General features: G+C 64.8%; 18 protein-coding genes. 6 read left to right on the forward strand and 12 right to left on the reverse strand.

Going from position 1 to position 18,673, the window contains the following annotated elements:
- Positions 1 to 66: 66 nt before the first annotated feature.
- The 7 genes from ACTTAI_RS11895 to pyrH form a co-directional block, all read right to left on the reverse strand.
- Positions 67 to 240 carry a hypothetical protein gene (locus ACTTAI_RS11895; RefSeq protein WP_444451769.1) on the reverse strand — a complete coding sequence of 58 codons (174 nt, stop codon included), beginning with the start codon at positions 238 to 240 and terminating at the stop codon, positions 67 to 69.
- Between the two features lie 85 nt (positions 241 to 325).
- Positions 326 to 1,666 carry an RIP metalloprotease RseP gene (gene rseP, locus ACTTAI_RS11900; RefSeq protein WP_444451770.1) on the reverse strand — a complete coding sequence of 447 codons (1,341 nt, stop codon included), beginning with the start codon at positions 1,664 to 1,666 and terminating at the stop codon, positions 326 to 328.
- A 3-nt stretch (positions 1,667 to 1,669) separates the two neighbouring features.
- On the reverse strand, positions 1,670 to 2,842 hold the full coding sequence (gene dxr, locus ACTTAI_RS11905; RefSeq protein WP_444451771.1) for a 1-deoxy-D-xylulose-5-phosphate reductoisomerase: 1,173 nt from the start codon (positions 2,840 to 2,842) through the stop codon (positions 1,670 to 1,672).
- A 3-nt stretch (positions 2,843 to 2,845) separates the two neighbouring features.
- Complete coding sequence (locus ACTTAI_RS11910; RefSeq protein ID WP_444451772.1) at positions 2,846 to 3,640, reverse strand: phosphatidate cytidylyltransferase; 795 nt, start codon at positions 3,638 to 3,640, stop codon at positions 2,846 to 2,848.
- Entirely contained in the window at positions 3,637 to 4,392 is a 756-nt protein-coding gene (gene uppS, locus ACTTAI_RS11915) for a polyprenyl diphosphate synthase (RefSeq protein ID WP_444451773.1), read from the reverse strand. Before uppS ends, ACTTAI_RS11910 begins: the two co-directional genes overlap by 4 nt.
- A 20-nt stretch (positions 4,393 to 4,412) precedes the next feature.
- Positions 4,413 to 4,976: a ribosome recycling factor gene (gene frr, locus ACTTAI_RS11920; RefSeq protein ID WP_444451774.1), complete on the reverse strand. Its 564-nt coding sequence runs from the start codon at positions 4,974 to 4,976 to the stop codon at positions 4,413 to 4,415.
- A 105-nt stretch (positions 4,977 to 5,081) separates the two neighbouring features.
- Positions 5,082 to 5,813, reverse strand: a complete 732-nt coding sequence (gene pyrH / locus ACTTAI_RS11925; RefSeq protein WP_444451775.1) for a UMP kinase — start codon at positions 5,811 to 5,813, stop codon at positions 5,082 to 5,084.
- Positions 5,814 to 5,854: 41 nt separating this feature from the next.
- Here pyrH and miaA point away from each other — a divergent pair, with 41 nt between their 5' ends.
- The 3 genes from miaA to ACTTAI_RS11940 all read left to right on the forward strand — a co-directional run bounded on the left by miaA (position 5,855) and on the right by ACTTAI_RS11940 (position 8,373).
- Complete coding sequence (gene miaA, locus ACTTAI_RS11930) at positions 5,855 to 6,799, forward strand: tRNA (adenosine(37)-N6)-dimethylallyltransferase MiaA (RefSeq protein WP_444451776.1); 945 nt, start codon at positions 5,855 to 5,857, stop codon at positions 6,797 to 6,799.
- A gap of 100 nt (positions 6,800 to 6,899) precedes the next feature.
- Positions 6,900 to 7,796 carry an AraC family transcriptional regulator gene (locus ACTTAI_RS11935; protein WP_444451777.1) on the forward strand — a complete coding sequence of 299 codons (897 nt, stop codon included), beginning with the start codon at positions 6,900 to 6,902 and terminating at the stop codon, positions 7,794 to 7,796.
- A 61-nt stretch (positions 7,797 to 7,857) separates the two neighbouring features.
- Complete coding sequence (locus ACTTAI_RS11940) at positions 7,858 to 8,373, forward strand: TIGR00645 family protein (RefSeq protein WP_444451778.1); 516 nt, start codon at positions 7,858 to 7,860, stop codon at positions 8,371 to 8,373.
- A 57-nt stretch (positions 8,374 to 8,430) separates the two neighbouring features.
- Here the strand turns inward: ACTTAI_RS11940 and ACTTAI_RS11945 are convergent, their stop codons facing one another.
- The 5 genes from ACTTAI_RS11945 to ACTTAI_RS11965 all read right to left on the reverse strand — a co-directional run bounded on the left by ACTTAI_RS11945 (position 8,431) and on the right by ACTTAI_RS11965 (position 15,699).
- A complete protein-coding gene (locus ACTTAI_RS11945; protein ID WP_444451779.1) occupies positions 8,431 to 10,638 on the reverse strand; it encodes a methyl-accepting chemotaxis protein in 2,208 nt (735 codons plus the stop codon).
- 222 nt (positions 10,639 to 10,860) lie between these two features.
- Positions 10,861 to 12,387 (reverse strand): aldehyde dehydrogenase, encoded by a 1,527-nt coding sequence (gene adh, locus ACTTAI_RS11950; RefSeq protein WP_444451780.1) that lies wholly within the window; start codon positions 12,385 to 12,387, stop codon positions 10,861 to 10,863.
- A 330-nt stretch (positions 12,388 to 12,717) separates the two neighbouring features.
- Entirely contained in the window at positions 12,718 to 13,692 is a 975-nt protein-coding gene (locus ACTTAI_RS11955; protein ID WP_444451781.1) for a GAF domain-containing protein, read from the reverse strand.
- Positions 13,693 to 13,792: 100 nt separating this feature from the next.
- The gene (locus tag ACTTAI_RS11960; RefSeq protein WP_444451782.1) at positions 13,793 to 14,572 is read right to left on the reverse strand and encodes an RlmE family RNA methyltransferase; all 780 of its coding nucleotides are present in this window, start codon (positions 14,570 to 14,572) and stop codon (positions 13,793 to 13,795) included.
- Positions 14,569 to 15,699 (reverse strand): Ppx/GppA phosphatase family protein, encoded by a 1,131-nt coding sequence (locus tag ACTTAI_RS11965; protein WP_444451783.1) that lies wholly within the window; start codon positions 15,697 to 15,699, stop codon positions 14,569 to 14,571. The genes ACTTAI_RS11960 and ACTTAI_RS11965 overlap by 4 nt, the downstream gene beginning before the upstream one ends.
- A 422-nt stretch (positions 15,700 to 16,121) precedes the next feature.
- Between ACTTAI_RS11965 and ACTTAI_RS11970 the strand changes: the two genes are divergently transcribed.
- The 3 genes from ACTTAI_RS11970 to ACTTAI_RS11980 are packed head-to-tail and all read left to right on the forward strand — an operon-like array spanning position 16,122 to position 18,310.
- Positions 16,122 to 16,445, forward strand: coding sequence for a virulence factor (locus tag ACTTAI_RS11970; protein WP_444451784.1), 324 nt, complete (start codon positions 16,122 to 16,124; stop codon positions 16,443 to 16,445).
- On the forward strand, positions 16,445 to 17,335 hold the full coding sequence (locus ACTTAI_RS11975; RefSeq protein WP_444451785.1) for a methylenetetrahydrofolate reductase: 891 nt from the start codon (positions 16,445 to 16,447) through the stop codon (positions 17,333 to 17,335). The genes ACTTAI_RS11970 and ACTTAI_RS11975 overlap by 1 nt, the downstream gene beginning before the upstream one ends.
- A 3-nt stretch (positions 17,336 to 17,338) precedes the next feature.
- Entirely contained in the window at positions 17,339 to 18,310 is a 972-nt protein-coding gene (locus ACTTAI_RS11980) for a methyltetrahydrofolate cobalamin methyltransferase (RefSeq protein ID WP_444451786.1), read from the forward strand.
- Positions 18,311 to 18,673: the final 363 nt, after the last annotated feature.

Consider the following 18,673-nt stretch of genomic DNA (forward strand, 5'->3'; position numbering starts at 1 on the left):
GACGGTCCTTGTCAAAGCGACTAAGCGTGTGGTCGCTCAAGGAAAGCGCGAGATATTGTAGATCGGTCAGAGCTGATAAAGCGCCGGATCGACAGGGGCGAGCATCGCCGAAAGTTCAACCCCGATGACCACGGCCCCGGCCAGCGCCACGAAGATCGCCACCGGCACCACGACCCGATCGACCGCAAGATCGAAGACGAGCGAAAAGCTTTGATATCCTTCGGTCAGAACCGCTTGCATGATCATTCCTCCTCGTCTTTCGAAAGAAGGATACAGGATCATTGCGGCCGAATTAGGGCCGTGCGGAGGGGCTCCGGCCCGCCTTTCAGCAGACCAGATCGTTCCAGAGCCCGAAGGCCATCAGTGACACCACGAGCGCCAGCCCGACCGAGACGAGCAGGTTCATCACCCGGTCTGACGGCGGCTTGCCCGAAACGCCTTCCCAGAGGTGGAACATCAGATGGCCGCCATCCAGCACCGGAATCGGGAACAGGTTCAGGAAGCCCACCGCGGTCGACAACATGGCGATGAACCAGATGAAATCCGCGGCCCCGGCCTTTGCCGCCGCGCCCGAGCCCTCGGCGATGCCGATGGCGCCGCGCAGGTTGCAACTCGAAATCTTGCCCAGAACGATATGCTCGATCGCCGAGACCGAGGCGGTAATCGCCCCCCATGTCTGCTTCATACCGCCCGTCAGCGCCTCGAAAGGGCCGATATGTGCGGTAACCGGCGTGAAGCCCGAGCCCGCGATCAGGCCGATCTTGTAGTCGCTGGTAAAGCTGCCATCCGGCCGCGGCATGTCGACGATCTTCGGCGTCAGCGTGACATTCAGCATGCTGCCGCCCGTGCCATCCTCGGAGGGACGCCACAGATCGAGCGTCAGGGGGGCCCCCTTGCCCGCCGTCACCGTCTCTACCAGATCGTCAAAGCGCCAGATCTTCTGCCCGTCGATCGCGGTGATCACGTCGCCCGCCTTGATCCCGGCTTCATCCGCCGCCGATTGCGGCAGCACCTGCGCGGCGCGCGGCGGGGCGAGTTGCGGCCCCTCGACCACCATGTCGGTGCCGTCGCGCAACACGCGGTAGCTCAGGCTCGGTTGCTCGGGCGTGGTGATCTTCGAAAGCTCGGAATAGTCGGGAAGCGAGACACCCTCGATCGCCAGAATCCGGTCGCCCGGGCGCAGATCGCCCGAGCCTTCGGGCAGCGCGATCAGTTCGGCCACCTGCGGCGGCACGGCGGGTTTGCCTTCCCAGGCCATCGCCAGCGCGAAGACCAGAATCGACAGGATGAAGTTGAAGATCGGGCTGGCGGCAACGGTCGCCGCCCGCGCCCAGAGCGGCGCCCCGTGCATCGAATGCCGACGCTCGTCCGCACTCAGCCGTGCCATGGTTTCTTCGTCAACGCCCGCCGAAGTGGCGTTGGCATCCCCCAGAAACTTGACGTAACCCCCAAGCGGAAAAAGGGAAATCTTCCAGACCGTGCCACGTTTGTCGACCCGGCTGATCAGCTTCGGACCGAAGCCGATCGAAAAGGCCTCGGCCTTGATGCCGCACAGCCGTCCGACGATGTAATGGCCGTATTCATGCACCGTCACGATGATCGACAGAGCCACGACAAAGGCGAGCACGGTCTGGATCAGCGAAACGAAGTCGGGAAGAGAATCCAAAGGTCAGGTCCTTACTGTCGGCACAAGGTTGCGCGCCAGAGCCCGCGCGGTGGCATCGGTGTCCATCACCATATCGAGGCTCTCAAGCGGTTTTCCAAGGCCATGACGTGCGGTCATTTCCGTCAAAACGGCTTCGACCAGCCGCCCCATGTCGAGGAAACCGATCTCTTCGGCGATGAAGGCATCCAGCGCGGCCTCCTTGGCGGCGTTGAAGGCCGCCCCGGCCGTGCCGCCCATCGCCATCACCTCGCGCGCCAGACGCAGCGCCGGGAAGCGTTCCTCATCCGGTGCGCGGAAGGTCAGCGACCCGATCTTCGCCAGATCGAGCCGCGCAACCGGCAGATGGCTGCGCTCGGGCCAGTTCAGCGCATAGCCGATGGCATGACGCATGTCGGGGGCGCCCAGATGCGCCATCAACGCACCGTCCTTGAAGCCGACAAGGGCGTGCACAAGGCTCTCCGGGTGCACCAGCACCTCGATCTGCTCCGGCCGCACACCGAAATATTCCTTGGTTTCAATCAGTTCCAAGGCTTTATTGAACATCGACGCAGAATCGATGGTGATCCGCTGCCCCATCGCCCAGTTCGGATGGGTCGAGGCCTGCGCCACGGTCGCATGCGCCAGTTTCTCGATCGGCCAGTCGCGGAAGGCGCCGCCCGAGGCGGTGATGATCACACGCTCGACCGCGTCCATCTCTTCGCCGACCAGCGCCTGGAAGACCGCCGAATGCTCGCTGTCGACCGGCAGCAGGCGGGCGTTATGCTTCGCGGCCTCGGCCAGCAGCAGCGGCCCGGCGGTGACGAGCGATTCCTTGTTCGCGAGCGCCAGCGTCGTGCCTTGCGACAGCGCGGCAAACCCGGGGGCAAGACCCGCAGCGCCGACGATGGCCGACATGATCCAGTCGGACGGACGCAGCGCCGCTTCGATCAGCGCCTCTTTCCCAGCCGTCGCCTCGATGCCGGTTCCGGCCAAGGCGTCGCGCAGCGCGGGCAGGCAGTCCTCATGCGCGGTGACCGCGACCTCGGCGTTGAACTGACGCGCCTGAGCGGCCAGAAGCTCGATGTTGCGCCCGCCCGAGAGCGCCACCACCTGAAAGGCCTCGGGCCGACGGGCGATCAGGTCAAGCGTATTGACCCCGATCGAGCCGGTGGACCCGAAAACCGTAATGCGTCGCATGACTTAGCCTCCGAAAAGCGTTTGCGGCATCAAGGGCACAAGCAAAAGCACCACCAGAGCCGCGCCGATCAGCGCGTCGAACCGGTCGAGAACTCCGCCGTGACCGGGGATCAGGGCCGAGGAATCTTTCACCCCCATCCGCCGCTTGATCGCGCTTTCCGCGATGTCGCCCATCTGCCCGGCAAGCGCCACAATCGGCGAAAGCCAGACAAGCGCAAGACCGCCCGGGCCCGCTGCGGCGAAAAGCCCGCCCACGGCCGCGGCTCCAAACCAGCCCGCCACCGTGCCCGACCAGGTCTTCTTGGGCGAGACACGGGGCCAGAATTTCGGCCCGCCGAGCGCGCGACCTGCAAAGTAACCGCCCACATCCGAGGCAACGACGACACAGACGAGCCACAAGATCACCTCGGGCCCGACGCCAAGGCACAGCGCGACGAGCGCATAGCCCGCCAGCATGATCGTGATCGCATAGGCCGCAAAGATCGCCCGGTCCCGCCGCGGCGCGGCAAAGCTGCCAAGGGCGGCGGGCAGGATCAGAAGCGGCATCAGGGTCCAGTAATGAACATAGACAACGATGAAGAGCGCCACCGCCCCGGTCAGACCGAGCAGAACCGCGGGCCAGCGCGCCGCCCCTTCGGGCGTCGTCATCGCGGCGAGTTCCCAGATCATCAGCCCGGTCACCAGCACCGCCAGCAGGATGAACGGCAGCCCCCCCAGCCAGATCGCCAGCGCCCCCGCCGCCACCATCGCCAGTCCCGATGCCGTGCGCGCGCGCAGATCTGACCAGTTGCCACTCATCCCTTCACCCCGCCAAAACGCCGCTCGCGGCCGCCAAACTGCGCCAGGATCGCCGCCAGCGCCGCCGGATTGAAATCGGGCCAGAGCGTCGGCGTGAATTCATATTCCGCATAGGCCGCCTGCCAGAGCAGGAAGTTCGAGGTCCGCGTCTCGCCCGAGGTGCGGATCACCAGATCCGGGTCGGGGACCTCTGCCGTGTCGAGATGGCGCGCGATGATGGCATCGGTGATCGCCTCGGGGGCAAGCCGCCCCGCCGCAATCTCGGTTGCCAACGACACCGCCGCCCGGCGCAGCTCGTCACGGCCGCCGTAGTTGATCGCGACGGTCAGGTTGAGCCGCGTGTTCATCGCGGTGCGCGCCTCGATCCCGTCCATCAGCCCACGCAGCTTGCCGTCGAGCGGCCCGCGATCGCCGATGAAGCGCATCCGCACCCCCTCGGCCGAGAGCGCATCCGCCTCGCGCTGGATGTAGCGGGCGAAAAGCGACATCAACCCAAGGACTTCCTCGGTCGAGCGCTTCCAGTTCTCGGTCGAAAACGCGTAGACGGTCAGCCATTTCACCCCCATGTCGGGGCAGGCGCGGACGATCTCCTTGACCCGTTCCGCGCCCTTGCGGTGACCGACCAGCCGCGGCCAGCCACGCTGCTTCGCCCAGCGGCCGTTGCCGTCCATGATGATCGCGACATGGGGCACACCGTAATCGGTCACGCCACCACCGCCAGAGGGCGCGGGACTGGGCTCGGTCGCGGTCATCTGTAGCCTTTCTGCCCGTCTCAGACGTGCATGATCTCCGCCTGCTTGGCTTCGAGCGCCTTGTCGACCAGTCCGATGTGCTTCTTGGTCAGCTCTTCGATCTCGCCTTCCCAGAACTTCACGTCGTCTTCCGACATGCCGTTCCCCTTGGCTTTCTTGATCTGGTCCATGCCGTCGCGGCGCACGTTGCGGATCGCGACGCGGGCATGTTCGGCATATTGCGCGGCGACCTTGGTCAGCTCGCGGCGACGTTCCTCGTTCAGCTCGGGGATCGGCAGCATGATGATCGGACCGTTGGTCTGCGGGTTGATCCCCAGACCCGAATCGCGAATGGCCTTTTCAACCTTGTTGATCATGGCCTTGTCCCAGACGTTCACGGTGACCATCCGGGGTTCGGGCACGTTGATCGTGCCGACCTGGTTGATCGGAACCAGCGACCCGTAGCTTTCGACCATGATCGGCTCGACCATCGAGGCCGAGGCGCGGCCGGTGCGCAGCGTGCCGAATTCATGCTTCAGCGCATGCATCGCGCCATCCATGCGGCGTTCGAGGTCGTCGGTGTCGATTTCGAGTTCGTCGGACATGGGTTCCCCCGTTCTTTTCCGTTTTGGTCTTCATAACGACGCAAGGGGCGCTTGGATAGGGGCCAAGCGCGCACACCCGTGCCGTTGCGTCACTTGTCGCCGATCTCAGCCCTGAACGCGGGTATAGGTGCCCTGCCCCGCAAGGATGCCGCGGAAGCCACCCGGCTCATCGAGCGAAAAGACGATGATCGGCAGGTTGTTGTCGCGTGCGAGCGCAATCGCCGAAGCATCCATGACGCCAAGGTTCTTTTGCAGCACCTCGTCGTAGCTCACCGTGTCATAGCGTTTCGCATGGGCGTGTTTCTTCGGGTCCATGTCATAGACGCCATCGACCTTGGTGCCCTTGAAGATCGCCTCGCAGGACATTTCGTTGGCGCGCAGCGTCGCGGCGGTGTCGGTGGTGAAATAGGGGTTGCCGGTGCCGACGGCGAAGATGCAGACGCGCTTCTTTTCAAGGTGACGCACGGCGCGGCGGCGGATGTAGGGTTCGCAGACCTGATCCATCGGGATCGCGCTGATCACGCGGGTAAAGACCCCCATCGATTCGAGCGCGCCCTGCATGGCAAGCGCGTTCATCACGGTGGCCAGCATCCCCATGTAATCGGCGGTGGTGCGCTCCATCCCCTGCGCCGAGCCCGCAAGGCCGCGGAAGATGTTGCCGCCGCCGATCACCATGCAGATCTCGACGCCCAGATCGCGCACGGATTTCACTTCGCGGGCAATGCGCTCGACCGTCGGCGGATGCAGGCCGTAGCCCTGATCGCCCATCAGGGCCTCGCCGGAAATCTTCAGAAGCACGCGTTTGTATTTCACGATCGGTTCGTTTGTGTCGGTCATCGCGGCTCCTCGGCTGTCCCCAGTTGTCATCGAGGCGCAAAATGTCGCAAATGGCGTCCGGATTCAACCTCAACCGCAGCCTCTGGATCATCGCCGTGTTCGACATCGACGCCCTGCCCGCCCATCGCCCGGTGCTGATCGCGGGCGCCACCGCCTCGGGCAAATCGGCGCTGGCGCTTGAAATCGCAGAACAATCCGGCGGCGTGGTGGTGAATGCCGATGCGCTTCAGGTCTGGTCGTGCTGGCGCGTGCTCTCAGCGCGGCCCGCGCAGGACGATGAGGCCCGCGCGGCCCATCTGCTTTATGGGCACAGGAAACCGGGCGAAGACTACTCCGTGGGCGCCTGGCTGCGCGAGATTGGCCCCCTGCTTGCTGCCTTTCGTCGCGGGGCGGGGCCGCGCCCGATCATCGTCGGCGGCACCGGGCTTTATCTGACGGCGCTGACCGAGGGGCTGGCCGAGATTCCCGCTACACCCGCCGAAATCCGCGTGCAGGCCGATGCGCGGCGGCAGGCCGAGGGGCATCTGGGCATGCTCGCCGAGCTCGACCCGGCTACGGCGGCCCGCGTCGATCCGCTCAATCCGATGCGGGTGCAGCGGGCCTGGGAGGTACTGCAGGCGACCGGGCGCGGGCTGGCCGCCTGGCAGGATGACACGCCGCCGCCGCTTTTGCCGCTCGCCGACGCGTCGGCGCTTCTGCTCTCGCCCGACCGCGACACGCTCGCCGAGCGGATCGACCGGCGCTTCGCGGCAATGCTCGATCACGGCGCGCTCAACGAGGTCCGCGCGGTCCTGCCCCAATGGGATGCGGGCGCGCTCTGGGCCAAGGCGATCGGCGCGCCGGAGCTTGTCGCGCATCTGCGCGGCGAGATCGATCTGGCCACCGCAACCGAACGCGCCCAAGCCGCATCGCGGCAATATGCGAAGCGGCAACGCACATGGTTTCGTGCCCGGATGGGGGGCTGGCACAACATCCTGCGGACCTGAATCCGGGCCGCGCGATTTTTCGCCAAGCCGCTTTTTCCGTTGGATTAACAAGGGCATCTTCCCTATTCTTGCGGCGACCACACCCGCCTGGGAAGCCTCTGTGAGCCTCTTCAAAACACCTCCGCTTGCGCCCTTCGCAAAGACCATGCGCCCGGGCGCCTCGGCCGCGTCGCTTGCCACCAAGGCAATGCGTGCAAAGTCGCTTTTGCCCGAGCCGCCCTCGGTGCCGCGCATCGTGCCGATCGCGCGTCTGGCACAGGGCGGTCGCTGGCGGGTCGAGGCGATGCGCGCACTCTCCGAACCCTGTTTCCTCTGGTTCACCCGCGGTCAGGGCCGGATCACCATGGGCGGCGTCACGCGCGGCTATGGCCCCTATTCGGCCGCCTTTCTGCCCGCGGGCGTGATGCATGGTTTCGAGGTCTCGACCCAAACCACCGGCATGGCGGTCTTCTTCGGGCAGAATTCCGAGCTGACGCTGCCGCATGCGGCGCAATATCTGCGCGTGCGCGAACCCCCGGTGCAGGCGGAGATCTCGGGGCTGATCGAATCGGTGATCCGCGAGCTGGAAAGCAACAGGGCAGGCGCCGACCGCGCTGCCGTGCACTATCTTGGCCTTTTGAGCGTGATCATCGAACGCCAAAGCCAGTCGCAGGCGGCAGAGCCCCGTGCCTCGGAAGCGGCGCGCAAGCTTGTCACCCGCTATGCGGCAGTTCTGGAACGGGATTTCCGGTCGGGCCTTGGCGTGTCGGATTATGCCGCACAGCTTGGCGTCACAGCCACGCATCTGACACGCTCGTGCCGGATCAGCTGTGGCCGCGCGGCCTCGGATCTGTTGCAGGACCGCCGCCTTTACGAAGCCCGCAGGCTTCTGAGCGAAACCAAGGCCCCGGTGAAGGAGATCGCCTCGGCGCTCGGCTTCACCAGCCCGGCCTATTTCACCCGCGCCTTTCAGGCCAAAGTCGGCAAAACGCCTTCGGCCTTTCGCAAGGGGGGGTAACCCCCTTGCGCCTCCCGGCGCGGTCCCTATCTAGGAACGGACTGATTTGCAGGGGGATTTCATGGAACGCGCAATCGAAAAGGTGCTCTTTGCCAGCCGCTGGCTGATGGCACCAATGTATCTTGGGCTCGTCGGCACTTTGGCCATCCTGCTTTGGGCCTTCGTGCTTGAGCTTTATCACTTCGCGCTCGAGATTCCGCATATGGAGGTCGATACGGCGGTGATGGGGGCTCTGTCACTGATCGACCTGAGCCTTGCCGCAAACCTGCTTCTGATCGTGATCTTCTCGGGCTACGAGAATTTCGTCTCGCGCATGGATACCGAGGATCACGAGGATCGACCGGATTGGCAGGGCGAGGTCGATTTCTCGACACTTAAGCTGAAACTGGTGGCCTCGATCGTCGCGATCTCCGGGATCCATCTGCTCAAGGTCTTCATGGATCTCGACAAATATCCGCAGGAAAAGATCATCTGGATGGTGGTGATCCATCTCGTCTTCGTCGTCTCGGGCGTGTTGCTCGCGCTGATGGACTGGATCGGCAACCACGCGAAGATGTTGAAGAAAGCGGCGAAGTAAGTCCCTTACGGCACGCATGGCAACGCCCGCGGGGACTGCCGCGGGCGTTTGCCTGTCTCAGGCGGCAGAGCGCTGCGGGATATGCCCCGCATCGGGCAGCTGGAAGCGCTCGACGGTCTGGCGCAGCTCGCCGCCCTCGACCGCCAGCGCCCGCCCGGAGGCCGCCGACATGTCGGTCATGTTGGCGATATGCTGCGTCGTCTGGTCAAGCTGGTTCACCGCGCCATTGATCTCGACGATGCCGCGGGCCTGTTCCTCGGCCGAAGCCGCAATCTCGCCCATACGGTCAAAGATATCGCGCACCGAGGTAACGATCTGATCCAGCGCCTCGCCGGTGCGGCCGACCATCTTCACGCCGCCCTGCACTTGCGCGGTCGAGGTGTCGATGAGCTGGGAAATTTCCCGCGCCGCGTCCGAGGCGCGTTGCGCCAGCGCCCGCACCTCCGAGGCGACGACGGCAAAGCCCCGCCCCGCCTCGCCCGCGCGGGCGGCTTCGACCCCGGCGTTCAGCGCCAGAAGGTTGGTCTGGAAGGCGATTTCCTCGATCACATGGGTGATGCGCGAAATCGACTGCGACGAGCTTTCGATCTCGGCCATCGCCGCGACCGCCTCGCTCACGACACCGGCGCCGCTTTCGGCATTGGTTCGCGCCTTCGCCGCGATCTCGCGCGCCTGCGCCGCGCCTTCGGCCGCCGAGGAGACCGAGCTTGTCAGTTGGTTGAGCGCCGCCGCGGTTTCCTCAAGCGCCGCCGCATTGCGTTCGGTGCTGTGGGCAAGCTCGGTGCTGGCCTGCGAAAGCCGCCCCGCCTCGGCATCGACCCGGGTCGCCGACTCGTCAATCTGCACCAGCGCATCGCGCAATTGCCCCAGCGCCGAGTTGAAATGCAGCCGCAACTGGTCGTATTCGCCCGGCAGCGGCGTTTCGATGACGCAATGCAGATTGCCCGCGGCAAGACATTCGAGCGCCTTCGACAGTGCCGTGACGACATCCTGCTGCTCGGCCAGACGCGCCCGCGCCTCGTCGGCCCGGCGGGCCACCTCGGCCCGTTCGACCTCGGCATGCAGACGGTCACGCTCAAGCGCCGCCGCCTCGGCCTGACGCCGCTCGGCTTCGGCGCGTTCTTCCTGCGCCCGCGCGATTTCCTCGGCGCGGCGCTTGGCCTGTTCCTCGGCTTGCAGCGCAGACTGCATGCGGGTGTTTTCCTCAAGATTGGTACGGAACACCACCAGCGCGCGGGCCATGTCGCCCAATTCGTCCTTCCGCTCGGTGCCGATGATCTCGACATCGGTGCGGCCCTCGGCAATCGCCCGCGTGGTATCGGCCTGACGCTGCACGCAAGCTGCGATGCGCCGCCCCCCCGCCCAGGCCACGCCCGAGGCAAGGACAAGCGACAGAGCCACAGCAATCGCGCTCAGTTTCGCCTGCGCCGCCAGCATGTCCTTGGCCAGCGCATCGGGCGAGGCGACGACATAGATGCCGATCGGCTTGCCCGCGTAATCCTTGACCACAACTGCCCGGCCGACATGCGGCACGCCCGCGAAATCCTTCAGAATATCAAGGCTTCCGCTTTTCAGCACCTGCGCTGCCATCGCGCCGTCCAGTATGGGGGCTTCCCCGGTGGTCTCGGCCTGACGCGCGATCTCGCCCGCCTCGCCCACCGGGGGTACGGTGTAAAATTCGAACTCGTTACCGGTATCCTCAGACATCTCCGACAGGAAATTCGCATCCATGTCGAAGCCCACTTCGACGCTGCCGACATGGGTTCCCTGCCAGCGGATCGGGGCCACGCCCCGCGCGCCGACGCCGGTCCGCCCCCGTTCCAGCCCGCGTTTCGGCGCGCTTTCCGCATTTGCCTCGACCACCATCGGACGGCTTTTCGTCAGATCATCGCCGCGCTTGTCGAGCTGGTGCACGCGGATCAGCGAGGTCCCGGGCGGCACATGGAAATGCAGCTGCGTCATCCCGGTCGCGGCCATCATCGTCTTGATCGAGCCCGAGAGCATCGCCTCGATCGCCTTGTCATCGTGTTTCGACACGGCTTCCTGAATGCCCGGAATGCCCGCAATCATCTCGGCCATCGACAGCGCCTGCGTCGTGCGCGCGTCGATCGCCAGCCGAAGCGCGTCTTCAGCCACGGCACGTTCCTTGGAATAGGCGGTGTCGAGCGTGCGTTGACCGACCAGCACCATGCCGGAAAGATTCAGCGCAATGGCGATCACCGCCGTCAGAAGGGGGAGAAAAAGGATCTGTCTGCGAAGCGTCATCGACGGTCTCCATCGCAAGTCGCAGCTGTCCTAGCGGAAATTCGTGAATACTCCGTTCACGCGATTAATGAGACCTCCGCACCACCATAAGGCGATTTTCGCATGCCGGAATGGCAAAACCGGGCCGCCTGGACAGGCGACCCGGTTGCAAGTGCGTCGATAGAGGTCGGACGCCGGAAGTAGGGCCGCGCCGAAGCGCGGCCCGGGCTGGGCAGGGAGGGATCAGAAGAAGCCCAGCTTGTTCGGGTTGTAGCTGACCAGCATGTTCTTGGTCTGCTGGTAGTGGTCGAGCATCATCTTGTGGGTTTCGCGCCCGATGCCCGACTGCTTGTAGCCACCGAAGGCGGCATGGGCCGGATAGGCGTGGTAGTTGTTCACCCAGACACGACCGGCCTGAATGTGACGCCCGAAGCGGTAGCAGGTGTTGATGTCGCGCGACCACACACCGGCGCCAAGGCCGTACATCGTGTCGTTGGCGATATGCAGGGCTTCGTCCTCGTCCTTGAAGGTGGTCACCGAGACGACCGGCCCGAAGATTTCCTCCTGGAACACGCGCATCTTGTTGTGGCCCTTCAGGATCGTCGGCTGGATATAGAAGCCGTTCGCCAGATCGCCGCCAAGGCTCGCCGCATCGCCGCCGCACAGAACCTGCGCGCCTTCCTCGCGGCCGATCTTCAGGTAGGACAGGATCTTGTCCTGCTGTTCTTGCGACGCCTGCGCACCGACCATCGTCTCCATCAGGCGCGGGTCGCCTTGCTTGATCGCTTTCACGCGGGCAATGGCGCGGGCGATGAACTCTTCGTAGATGTCCTCCTGAATGAGCGCGCGCGACGGGCAGGTGCAGACCTCGCCCTGGTTGAAGGCAAAGAGCACGAAGCCCTCGACCGCCTTGTCGAGGAAGGCGTCATCTTTCGCCATCACGTCCGAGAAGAAGATGTTCGGCGATTTGCCGCCCAGTTCCAGCGTCACCGGGATCAGGTTTTCGGTCGCATATTGCATGATCTTGCGGCCGGTTTCGGTCGAGCCGGTGAAGGCGATCTTGGCAATGCGGTTCGAGCGGGCGAGCGGGGCGCCGACATCCGGGCCCATGCCGTTGACGATGTTCAGAACGCCCGGCGGCAGCAGGTCCTTGATGACATCCATCAGCACCATGATCGCCGCGGGAGTCTGTTCGGCCGGTTTCAGCACGATGCAGTTGCCGGCAGCCAGCGCCGGGGCGAGTTTCCACGCCGCCATCAGGATCGAGAAGTTCCACGGGATGATCTGGCCGACGACGCCGAGCGGCTCGTGGTAGTGGTAGGCCACGGTGTCGTTGTCGATTTCCGACATCGAGCCTTCCTGTCCACGCAGCACGCCCGCGAAGTAGCGGAAGTGGTCGACGGAGAGCGGGATATCGGCAGCTGTGGTTTCACGGATCGGCTTGCCGTTGTCCCAGGTCTCGGCGGCGGCGAGCAGATCGAGGTTCTGTTCCAGACGGTCGGCGATCTTCAGAAGCACATTCGAGCGATGCGCGGCCGAGGTGGTGCCCCATTCGCCTTTCGCGGCATGGGCGGCGTCAAGGGCAAGCTCAACGTCGGCGGCGGTCGAGGCGGCGACTTCGCAGATTTTCTCGCCGGTGATCGGCGTGATGTTGTCGAAATACTTGCCGCCCACCGGCGCGGTCCATTTGCCCCCGATGTAGTTGTCGTAGCGCGGCTTGAAGGGCGACACCATCACCCCCTTGAAATCATGCGGCATGTCGTTGGCCATCGTTTTCCTCCCTTGATGGTCAGGCCCCCTCCCGGGGCACGTCGATGAAGAAAGACTGCGCCTCTTTGCGATTCTTGCATAGCCGCTTTGTTTTGAGGTTATGGCTCACTTGTTTCATGGCCGAGACAGGTGCAAGCGCAGCATCGCAAAATTCGTAAAGGCGGCGCGGGGTCGCAGGGGAGGAACGGGGGCTCTTCCCCCCTCTGCTTCGCCTCACCCCCCGAGATATTTGCAGCAAGATAAAGGGACACGGAAAAGCAAAGGCGCCCCTCCGGAGCGCCTTTCCCTTGTCTGGCCTCATATCGCTCGGCGGGGCGGAGCCCGCTGCCCTTACACCGTCAGGCCAAGCGCCTTGGCCTTGCGGTAAAAGGTGGCGCGACCGATGCCAAGATCGCGCGCGGCGGCCGAGACATTGCCGCCCGTGCGCGCCAGCGCCCGCACCATTTCGGCCCGCTGCGCCTCGGCCAGAGCGCCCTGCCCTTCGTCGCGCTTGGTCCCAAACAGATCCGTCGCGGGCACGCGGCCCATCTGCGCCTCGTCCAATCCGAGCTGACGCCGCGCCGCGCGGGTGGCACCGATCACCAGATCGTCGCGGTCGAGCGCGAGCAGCATCACGCCTTGCGGCGTTTCCTCAAGCGCGCCGGTGGAGAGAATCCGCGCCCCCTCGAACGAGGCGCGGAAAAGATCCGCCTCGATCCGGCTGGCCGCGTCCTGCACCGTCAGCGCGACAAGCCGGGCGTAGCCCTCGCTCATGTCCTCGCGCGCGGAGGAGACGTCGATCACCCCCGCCAATTCGCCTTTGGCCCCGAAGACCGGCGAGCCCATGCAGGTCAGCCCGGTGTTGGTCGAGCGGAAATGCTGGTCGCGCCAGACCGTGACCGGGCGCCCCTCGGCCAGACAGGTGCCGATGCCGTTCGTGCCCTCGCGGCCTTCGGACCAATCCGAGCCGGGGGCAAGGTTCGAGCCGTGAAAGGCCTTGCGATCGGCGTCACGCATCCGTTCTTCCAGCACCAGCCCCTCGGCATCCGACAAAAAGACGGCGCAGCCCGCCTCGCAGGCGGCGCGGGCGAGACGGTCGAGCACCGGGGTCGCAACGCGCAAAAGCAGCCCCGCGGCCTCGCGACGGGCAGCGATATCGGCAGCGGTCAGCCGGTCAGAGACCCGCGCCTTCGCCGGGTCAAGCTTGTGATGGATCATCGAGCGGCGCCAGCTGGCGGCAAAGCCCGCCCGCGCCCCGGCAGTCGATGAGGCGACGACGGCTTGCACGATATCGGCGTGGTTGCGCGTGGGTGCAGAAAGACGCATCGGAAAGCCTCCCCTCTTTGCGGTGCAGGCTCAGGATAGGCGCTTTGTGCAAAACCGCAACGGTCACGCGCGGGGCAAAATTACGACCAAGGTCGCAGTCTCACGCCTCGGCGGACTCGGCCTGCCCCTCTTCGTGACGCTTGCCGCGGAAGCCGGTGGCGACGACGAATTTTTCCGAGCTGTCCTTGCGCGAGCTGGGCGGCTTCATGTTCACCACCTTCTCGAAGTTCTTCTTCAGAACCGTCATCAGCCCCTGTTCGGCGCCGCCCGCCAGCACCTTGGCAACAAAGGTGCCGCCCAGCTCCAGCACGTCGAAGGCGAAATAGGCCGCGTGTTCGCACAACGTGATGATGCGCAGGTGGTCCACCTGCTGGTTGCCCGAGGCGGCGGCAGCCATGTCCGACATCACCACATCGGCGGCCCCGCCAAGCCAGGCCTTGACCTTGTCATCGGCGCCATCTTCCAGGAAATCCAGCTGATGCAGCTCGGCCCCGGCAATCGCCGCCACCTCCTGCAGATCGACGCCCAGCACCGTGCCGACCTTCTTGCCCGACTTTTCGCCCAAGGCATTCACCCGCGCGACGGCGACCTGACACCAGCCGCCCGGTGCACAGCCAAGATCCACCACCCGCGCCCCCGGCACGAGGAAGCGGAACTTGTCGTCCAGTTCCATGATCTTGTAGGCCGCGCGACCACGGTAGCCCTCTTTCTTGGCGCGCACCACATAGGGGTCGTTCAGCTGCCGTTCCAGCCAGAGCGTCGAAGAGAGCTTGCGCCCCTTCGCCGTCTTCACCCGCACCCGCAGGTCGCGCTGCCCGCGCCCCGAGGTGTTCTTGCCGGAGCCCGCGCCACCCGATTTGCCGCTCGGAGGTTTCGTCATTTCATTTCTCCCTCGATCGGCTTCATTTCTTCGATCACGCCATCTTCGGCCATCTGTGCGTAAAGCAAGCCCTCGCGCAGGCCGCGGTCGGCCACCGACATCTTGTCGGTGGGCCAGACCCGCATCAACGCCTGCAAGATCGCCGCCCCCGACATGATCAGCGTGTGCCGATCGCGGCCGATGCGCGGATCGGCGCGGCGGCCCTCGGGGCCGAGGTTCAGGAACGAGCGGATCACCGCGTCGATCTCGGTCGAGGTCATGGTGAGGCCATCAACCCGGTTGCGGTCATAGCGCTTCAGATTGAGGTGACAGGCCGCGACCGTGGTCACGGTGCCAGAGGTGCCGATCACCTGAAAGCCCTCTTGCGGCGTGCCCGAAGCGTAAGGCGTGAAATCGGCCAGCTTTTCCTCGAAGAACCACGACATCAGCGCGAACCGCGCCGCGTCATCCTCGACATCGCCGAACTGGTCCTTGAGCGTCGCGACGCCAAGCGGCACCGAAATCCAGTCCACCACGCGCGCCTGCGGAATGTCGCCCTCGGGCTGATCGAAACCCCCCGACAGCCGCATGATCGAGCGCGGCCGATCCGAGGGCGGCACCTTGGAAATGTCGATCCACACCAGTTCCGTCGAGCCGCCGCCGATATCGACGACGAGCAGCTGTTCCGTGTGCGGATTGACGAGCGACGCGCAGGAGATCACGGCGAGCCGCGCTTCTTCCTCGGGCGGGATGATTTCCAGCGGCAGCCCGGTTTCGCGCCGGACATAGCGGATGAAGTCGCGCGCATTGCCCGCGCGTCGACAGGCCTCGGTCGCAACGAGCCGCATCCGCTTCACGCCATGCGTCTCGATCTTGCGCCGACAAATCTGCAGCGCCTGCACGGTCCGGGCCATGGATGAACGCGAAAGACGGCCCGAGGCTTCAAGCCCCTGGCCGAGCTGGACCGCCTTCGAAAAGCTGTCCACCACCTGAAACTGATCGCCCTTCGGTCGGGCAATCAGCATCCGGCAACTGTTTGTGCCGAGATCGAGCGCAGCATAAAGCTCGCCCGACTCGGCGGGGGTGGGTGCGGCGCGTTCGACCGGTTTCGGGATCGCGCCCGCAGCCCGAGGACGCCTGGGCGCCATCTTACGCCCTCCGATTTCAAGTTACCCCCCTAGGTAGCGTGCGAGGGCAGAAGGATCAAGGACCGGATGACATCTTCGTGACGCGCGAAAGGCAGGGGGCGCTGCCCGCGCCGAGCCAGGGCGGGGGGCGCTGCCCCCCGGGGCCTGCGGCCTCCCCCCGGGATATTTGAGGCAAGATAAAGGAGGGCGGATTTATCTTGCCCCAAATATCCCCGCCGGAGGCTCCGACGCGCGGGGCCGGGCGCGCGGCAGGCCTCTTGAGCGCCCCCTCATCATCTTGATGCATCTTTTGAAGATGCACCAAGCCGCAACGCAGGGTTATGGAACCTGCACGGTTGTCGCCAATCTGGCGCAACATGTCGAAATCCGTCACCGGGCGCGTCGCAAACGGGCGTATCCATATCTCAGAGGGAATCACGCAAATGGCTGAGATCACGATCGTCTTCTGGCGCGACATCCCGGCGCAGATCATTGCCGGGACCGGTCGCAAGGCCGCCAAGAAACCTTTGCCCGAACGCTTCGAGCAGGCGATTGATCGCTGCGCGATGAAGATCGGCGCCAAGGACAGCGACGCTTACCTGGCCGAATGGCGCAAGGTGGTGATCGGCACCCGCGACGGCAATGATGCCGAAGCGGCCGAGGCCGAACTGGCCCGGGTTCTCTCCGACTACGACACGGCCGCCCTGGTGCGGTTGATTGGCAACGATGGCTGGGAACAGGCCCGCCCCACTGACGGAGAGATCTGATGGCGCTTTTGAACTTCCGCCGCGAGGCCGAGACCCCCACCAACGGCACCCTGACCGCCTTCCTTGACGGTTTCTCGATGGAGGTGATGCCGCGCACCGCCGAGAAGGTCGAAGATTTCCGCGCCATCCTGCCCGCCGGCACCCGCGTTTATGTCGCCCATATCGAGGGCACGCCGATCGAGGAAATGGTCGCCACGGCGAAGCGTCTGCGCGACGAAGGCTTCGAGCCGATGCCGCATTTCCCCGCCCGCATCATCCGCGACGCGCTGCAACTGCGGGATTGGGTCGCCCGCTACAAGGGCGAAGCCGGGGTGAAGCAGGCGCTGCTTCTGGGCGGCGGCGTGAAGACCCCGGTCGGCGATCTCGACAATGCGATGCAGCTGGTCGAAACCGGTGCCTTCGCGGGCTTCGAGCGTCTGCACTTCGCCGGTCACCCCGAGGGCAACCGCGACATCGACAGCGACGGCACGGACAAGATCGTCATGCAAGCGCTCAAGCTGAAACATAAATTTGCCGACACCACCGATGCCGACACGGCCATCGTGACGCAATTCGCCTTTGAAGGCGGCCCGATCATCGATTGGGTGAACCGTCTGGCCGCCGAAGGCATCAAGATGCCGGTCCATATCGGCATCGCCGGTCCGGCGAAGCTGCAGACGCTGCTCAAATTCGCGATCTCCTGCGGCGTCGGCCCCTCGCTGAAAGTGCTGCAAAAGCGCGCCAAGGACGTGACGAAACTCCTCACCCCGTTCGAGCCCACCGAGCTGCTGATGGAGCTGGCCAAGCACAAGGCCAAGCATCCCGATTTCGGCATCGAGGCGGTGCATTTCTTCCCGCTCGGCGGTATCAAGACCAATGCGACCTGGATCGCAGAAAAAACGAAAGGCTGACGAATGACCCGCACCGTACTCGAGAGCAAGACGAAGACCGTGGTGATCGGCTTCGACGAGCCCTTCTGCGTCATCGGCGAGCGCATCAACCCGACCGGGCGCAAGAAGCTCGCCGCCGAGCTGGAGCTGGGCGATTTCACCACCGTCGAAAAGGATGCTCTCGAGCAGGTGGCCTGCGGGGCGACGGTGCTCGACATCAACTCGGGCGCTGTCTTCTCGAACAAGATGGCGGAAGATCCGCGCTATGCCGACAACAACTTCGTCGAGCCGCCGCTGATGCGTGACCTGATCCTGCGGGTTCAGGCGATCACCGACGTGCCGCTGTGCATCGACAGCTCGGTTCCGGCCGCGCTTGAAGCCGGTCTGGCCGCCTGCGAGGGCCGTCCGCTCTTGAACTCGGTCACCGGGGAAGAAGAGCGTCTGGAGCGCGTCCTGCCGCTGGTCAAGAAATACAATGTGCCGGTCGTGGCGATCTCGAACGACGACACCGGGATTTCGGAAGACCCGGACGTGCGCTTTGCCGTCGCCAAGAAGATCGTCGAGCGTGCTGCCGATTTCGGTATCCCGGCGCATGACATCGTCGTTGACCCGCTCGTCATGCCGGTGGGTGCGATGGCCTCGGCCGGGCGTCAGGTCTTCACGCTGGTGCAGCGTCTGCGTACCGAGCTGGGCGTGAACACCACCTGCGGCGCCTCGAACATCAGCTTCGGCCTGCCGAACCGTCACGGCGTCAACGCGGCCTTCCTGCCGATGGCGATCGGTGCGGGCATGACCTCGGCGATCATGAACCCGGTGCGCAGCCAGGAGATGGAGGCCATTCGTGCCGCCAACCTGTTGATGAACCACGATGATAACGCGATGGACTGGATCAAGCTGTCGAAGGTGCTCGACGCGATGAAGGAAGGCGCAAGCTTCGCCGAGGCTTCGGCCGCCGCCGCCTCGGCCGGTCGGGGTGGACGCCGCCGCGCCCGCTGATCCTCACGATTCGCAGACAGATCGGAGCGCCCCGGCCTTGCCGGGGCGTTTCGTTTCCGGGCAGGCGGGTCATTCGGCCCGATTGGCGACCGCCACACGATCAATGCCGCCAAGGCCCATCGGCAGCAGCACCGCCCGGCGCCGTCGACTTCTTAAAAATACCACTCTTTCGAAACCTGAAACACGGCGGTCACGTAGCAGCGTGTTTTGCCGCTCGATTCGGCATCTGCGCAACAACCTGTTTCCCCAAGTCAGTCAATGACCGCACAAGAGGTCGACTTATGGCAACAATAAGGCGTGCGCGTGACGCCATCGTGGCACTACATCTGGAGCCGTCACGTTAAAATTTCAATGGAAACCAAA

The sequence above is a fragment of the Rhodobacter capsulatus genome, assembly GCF_052363175.1.
In the GTDB taxonomy this organism is placed as follows: Bacteria; Pseudomonadota; Alphaproteobacteria; order Rhodobacterales; family Rhodobacteraceae; genus Rhodobacter; species Rhodobacter capsulatus_D.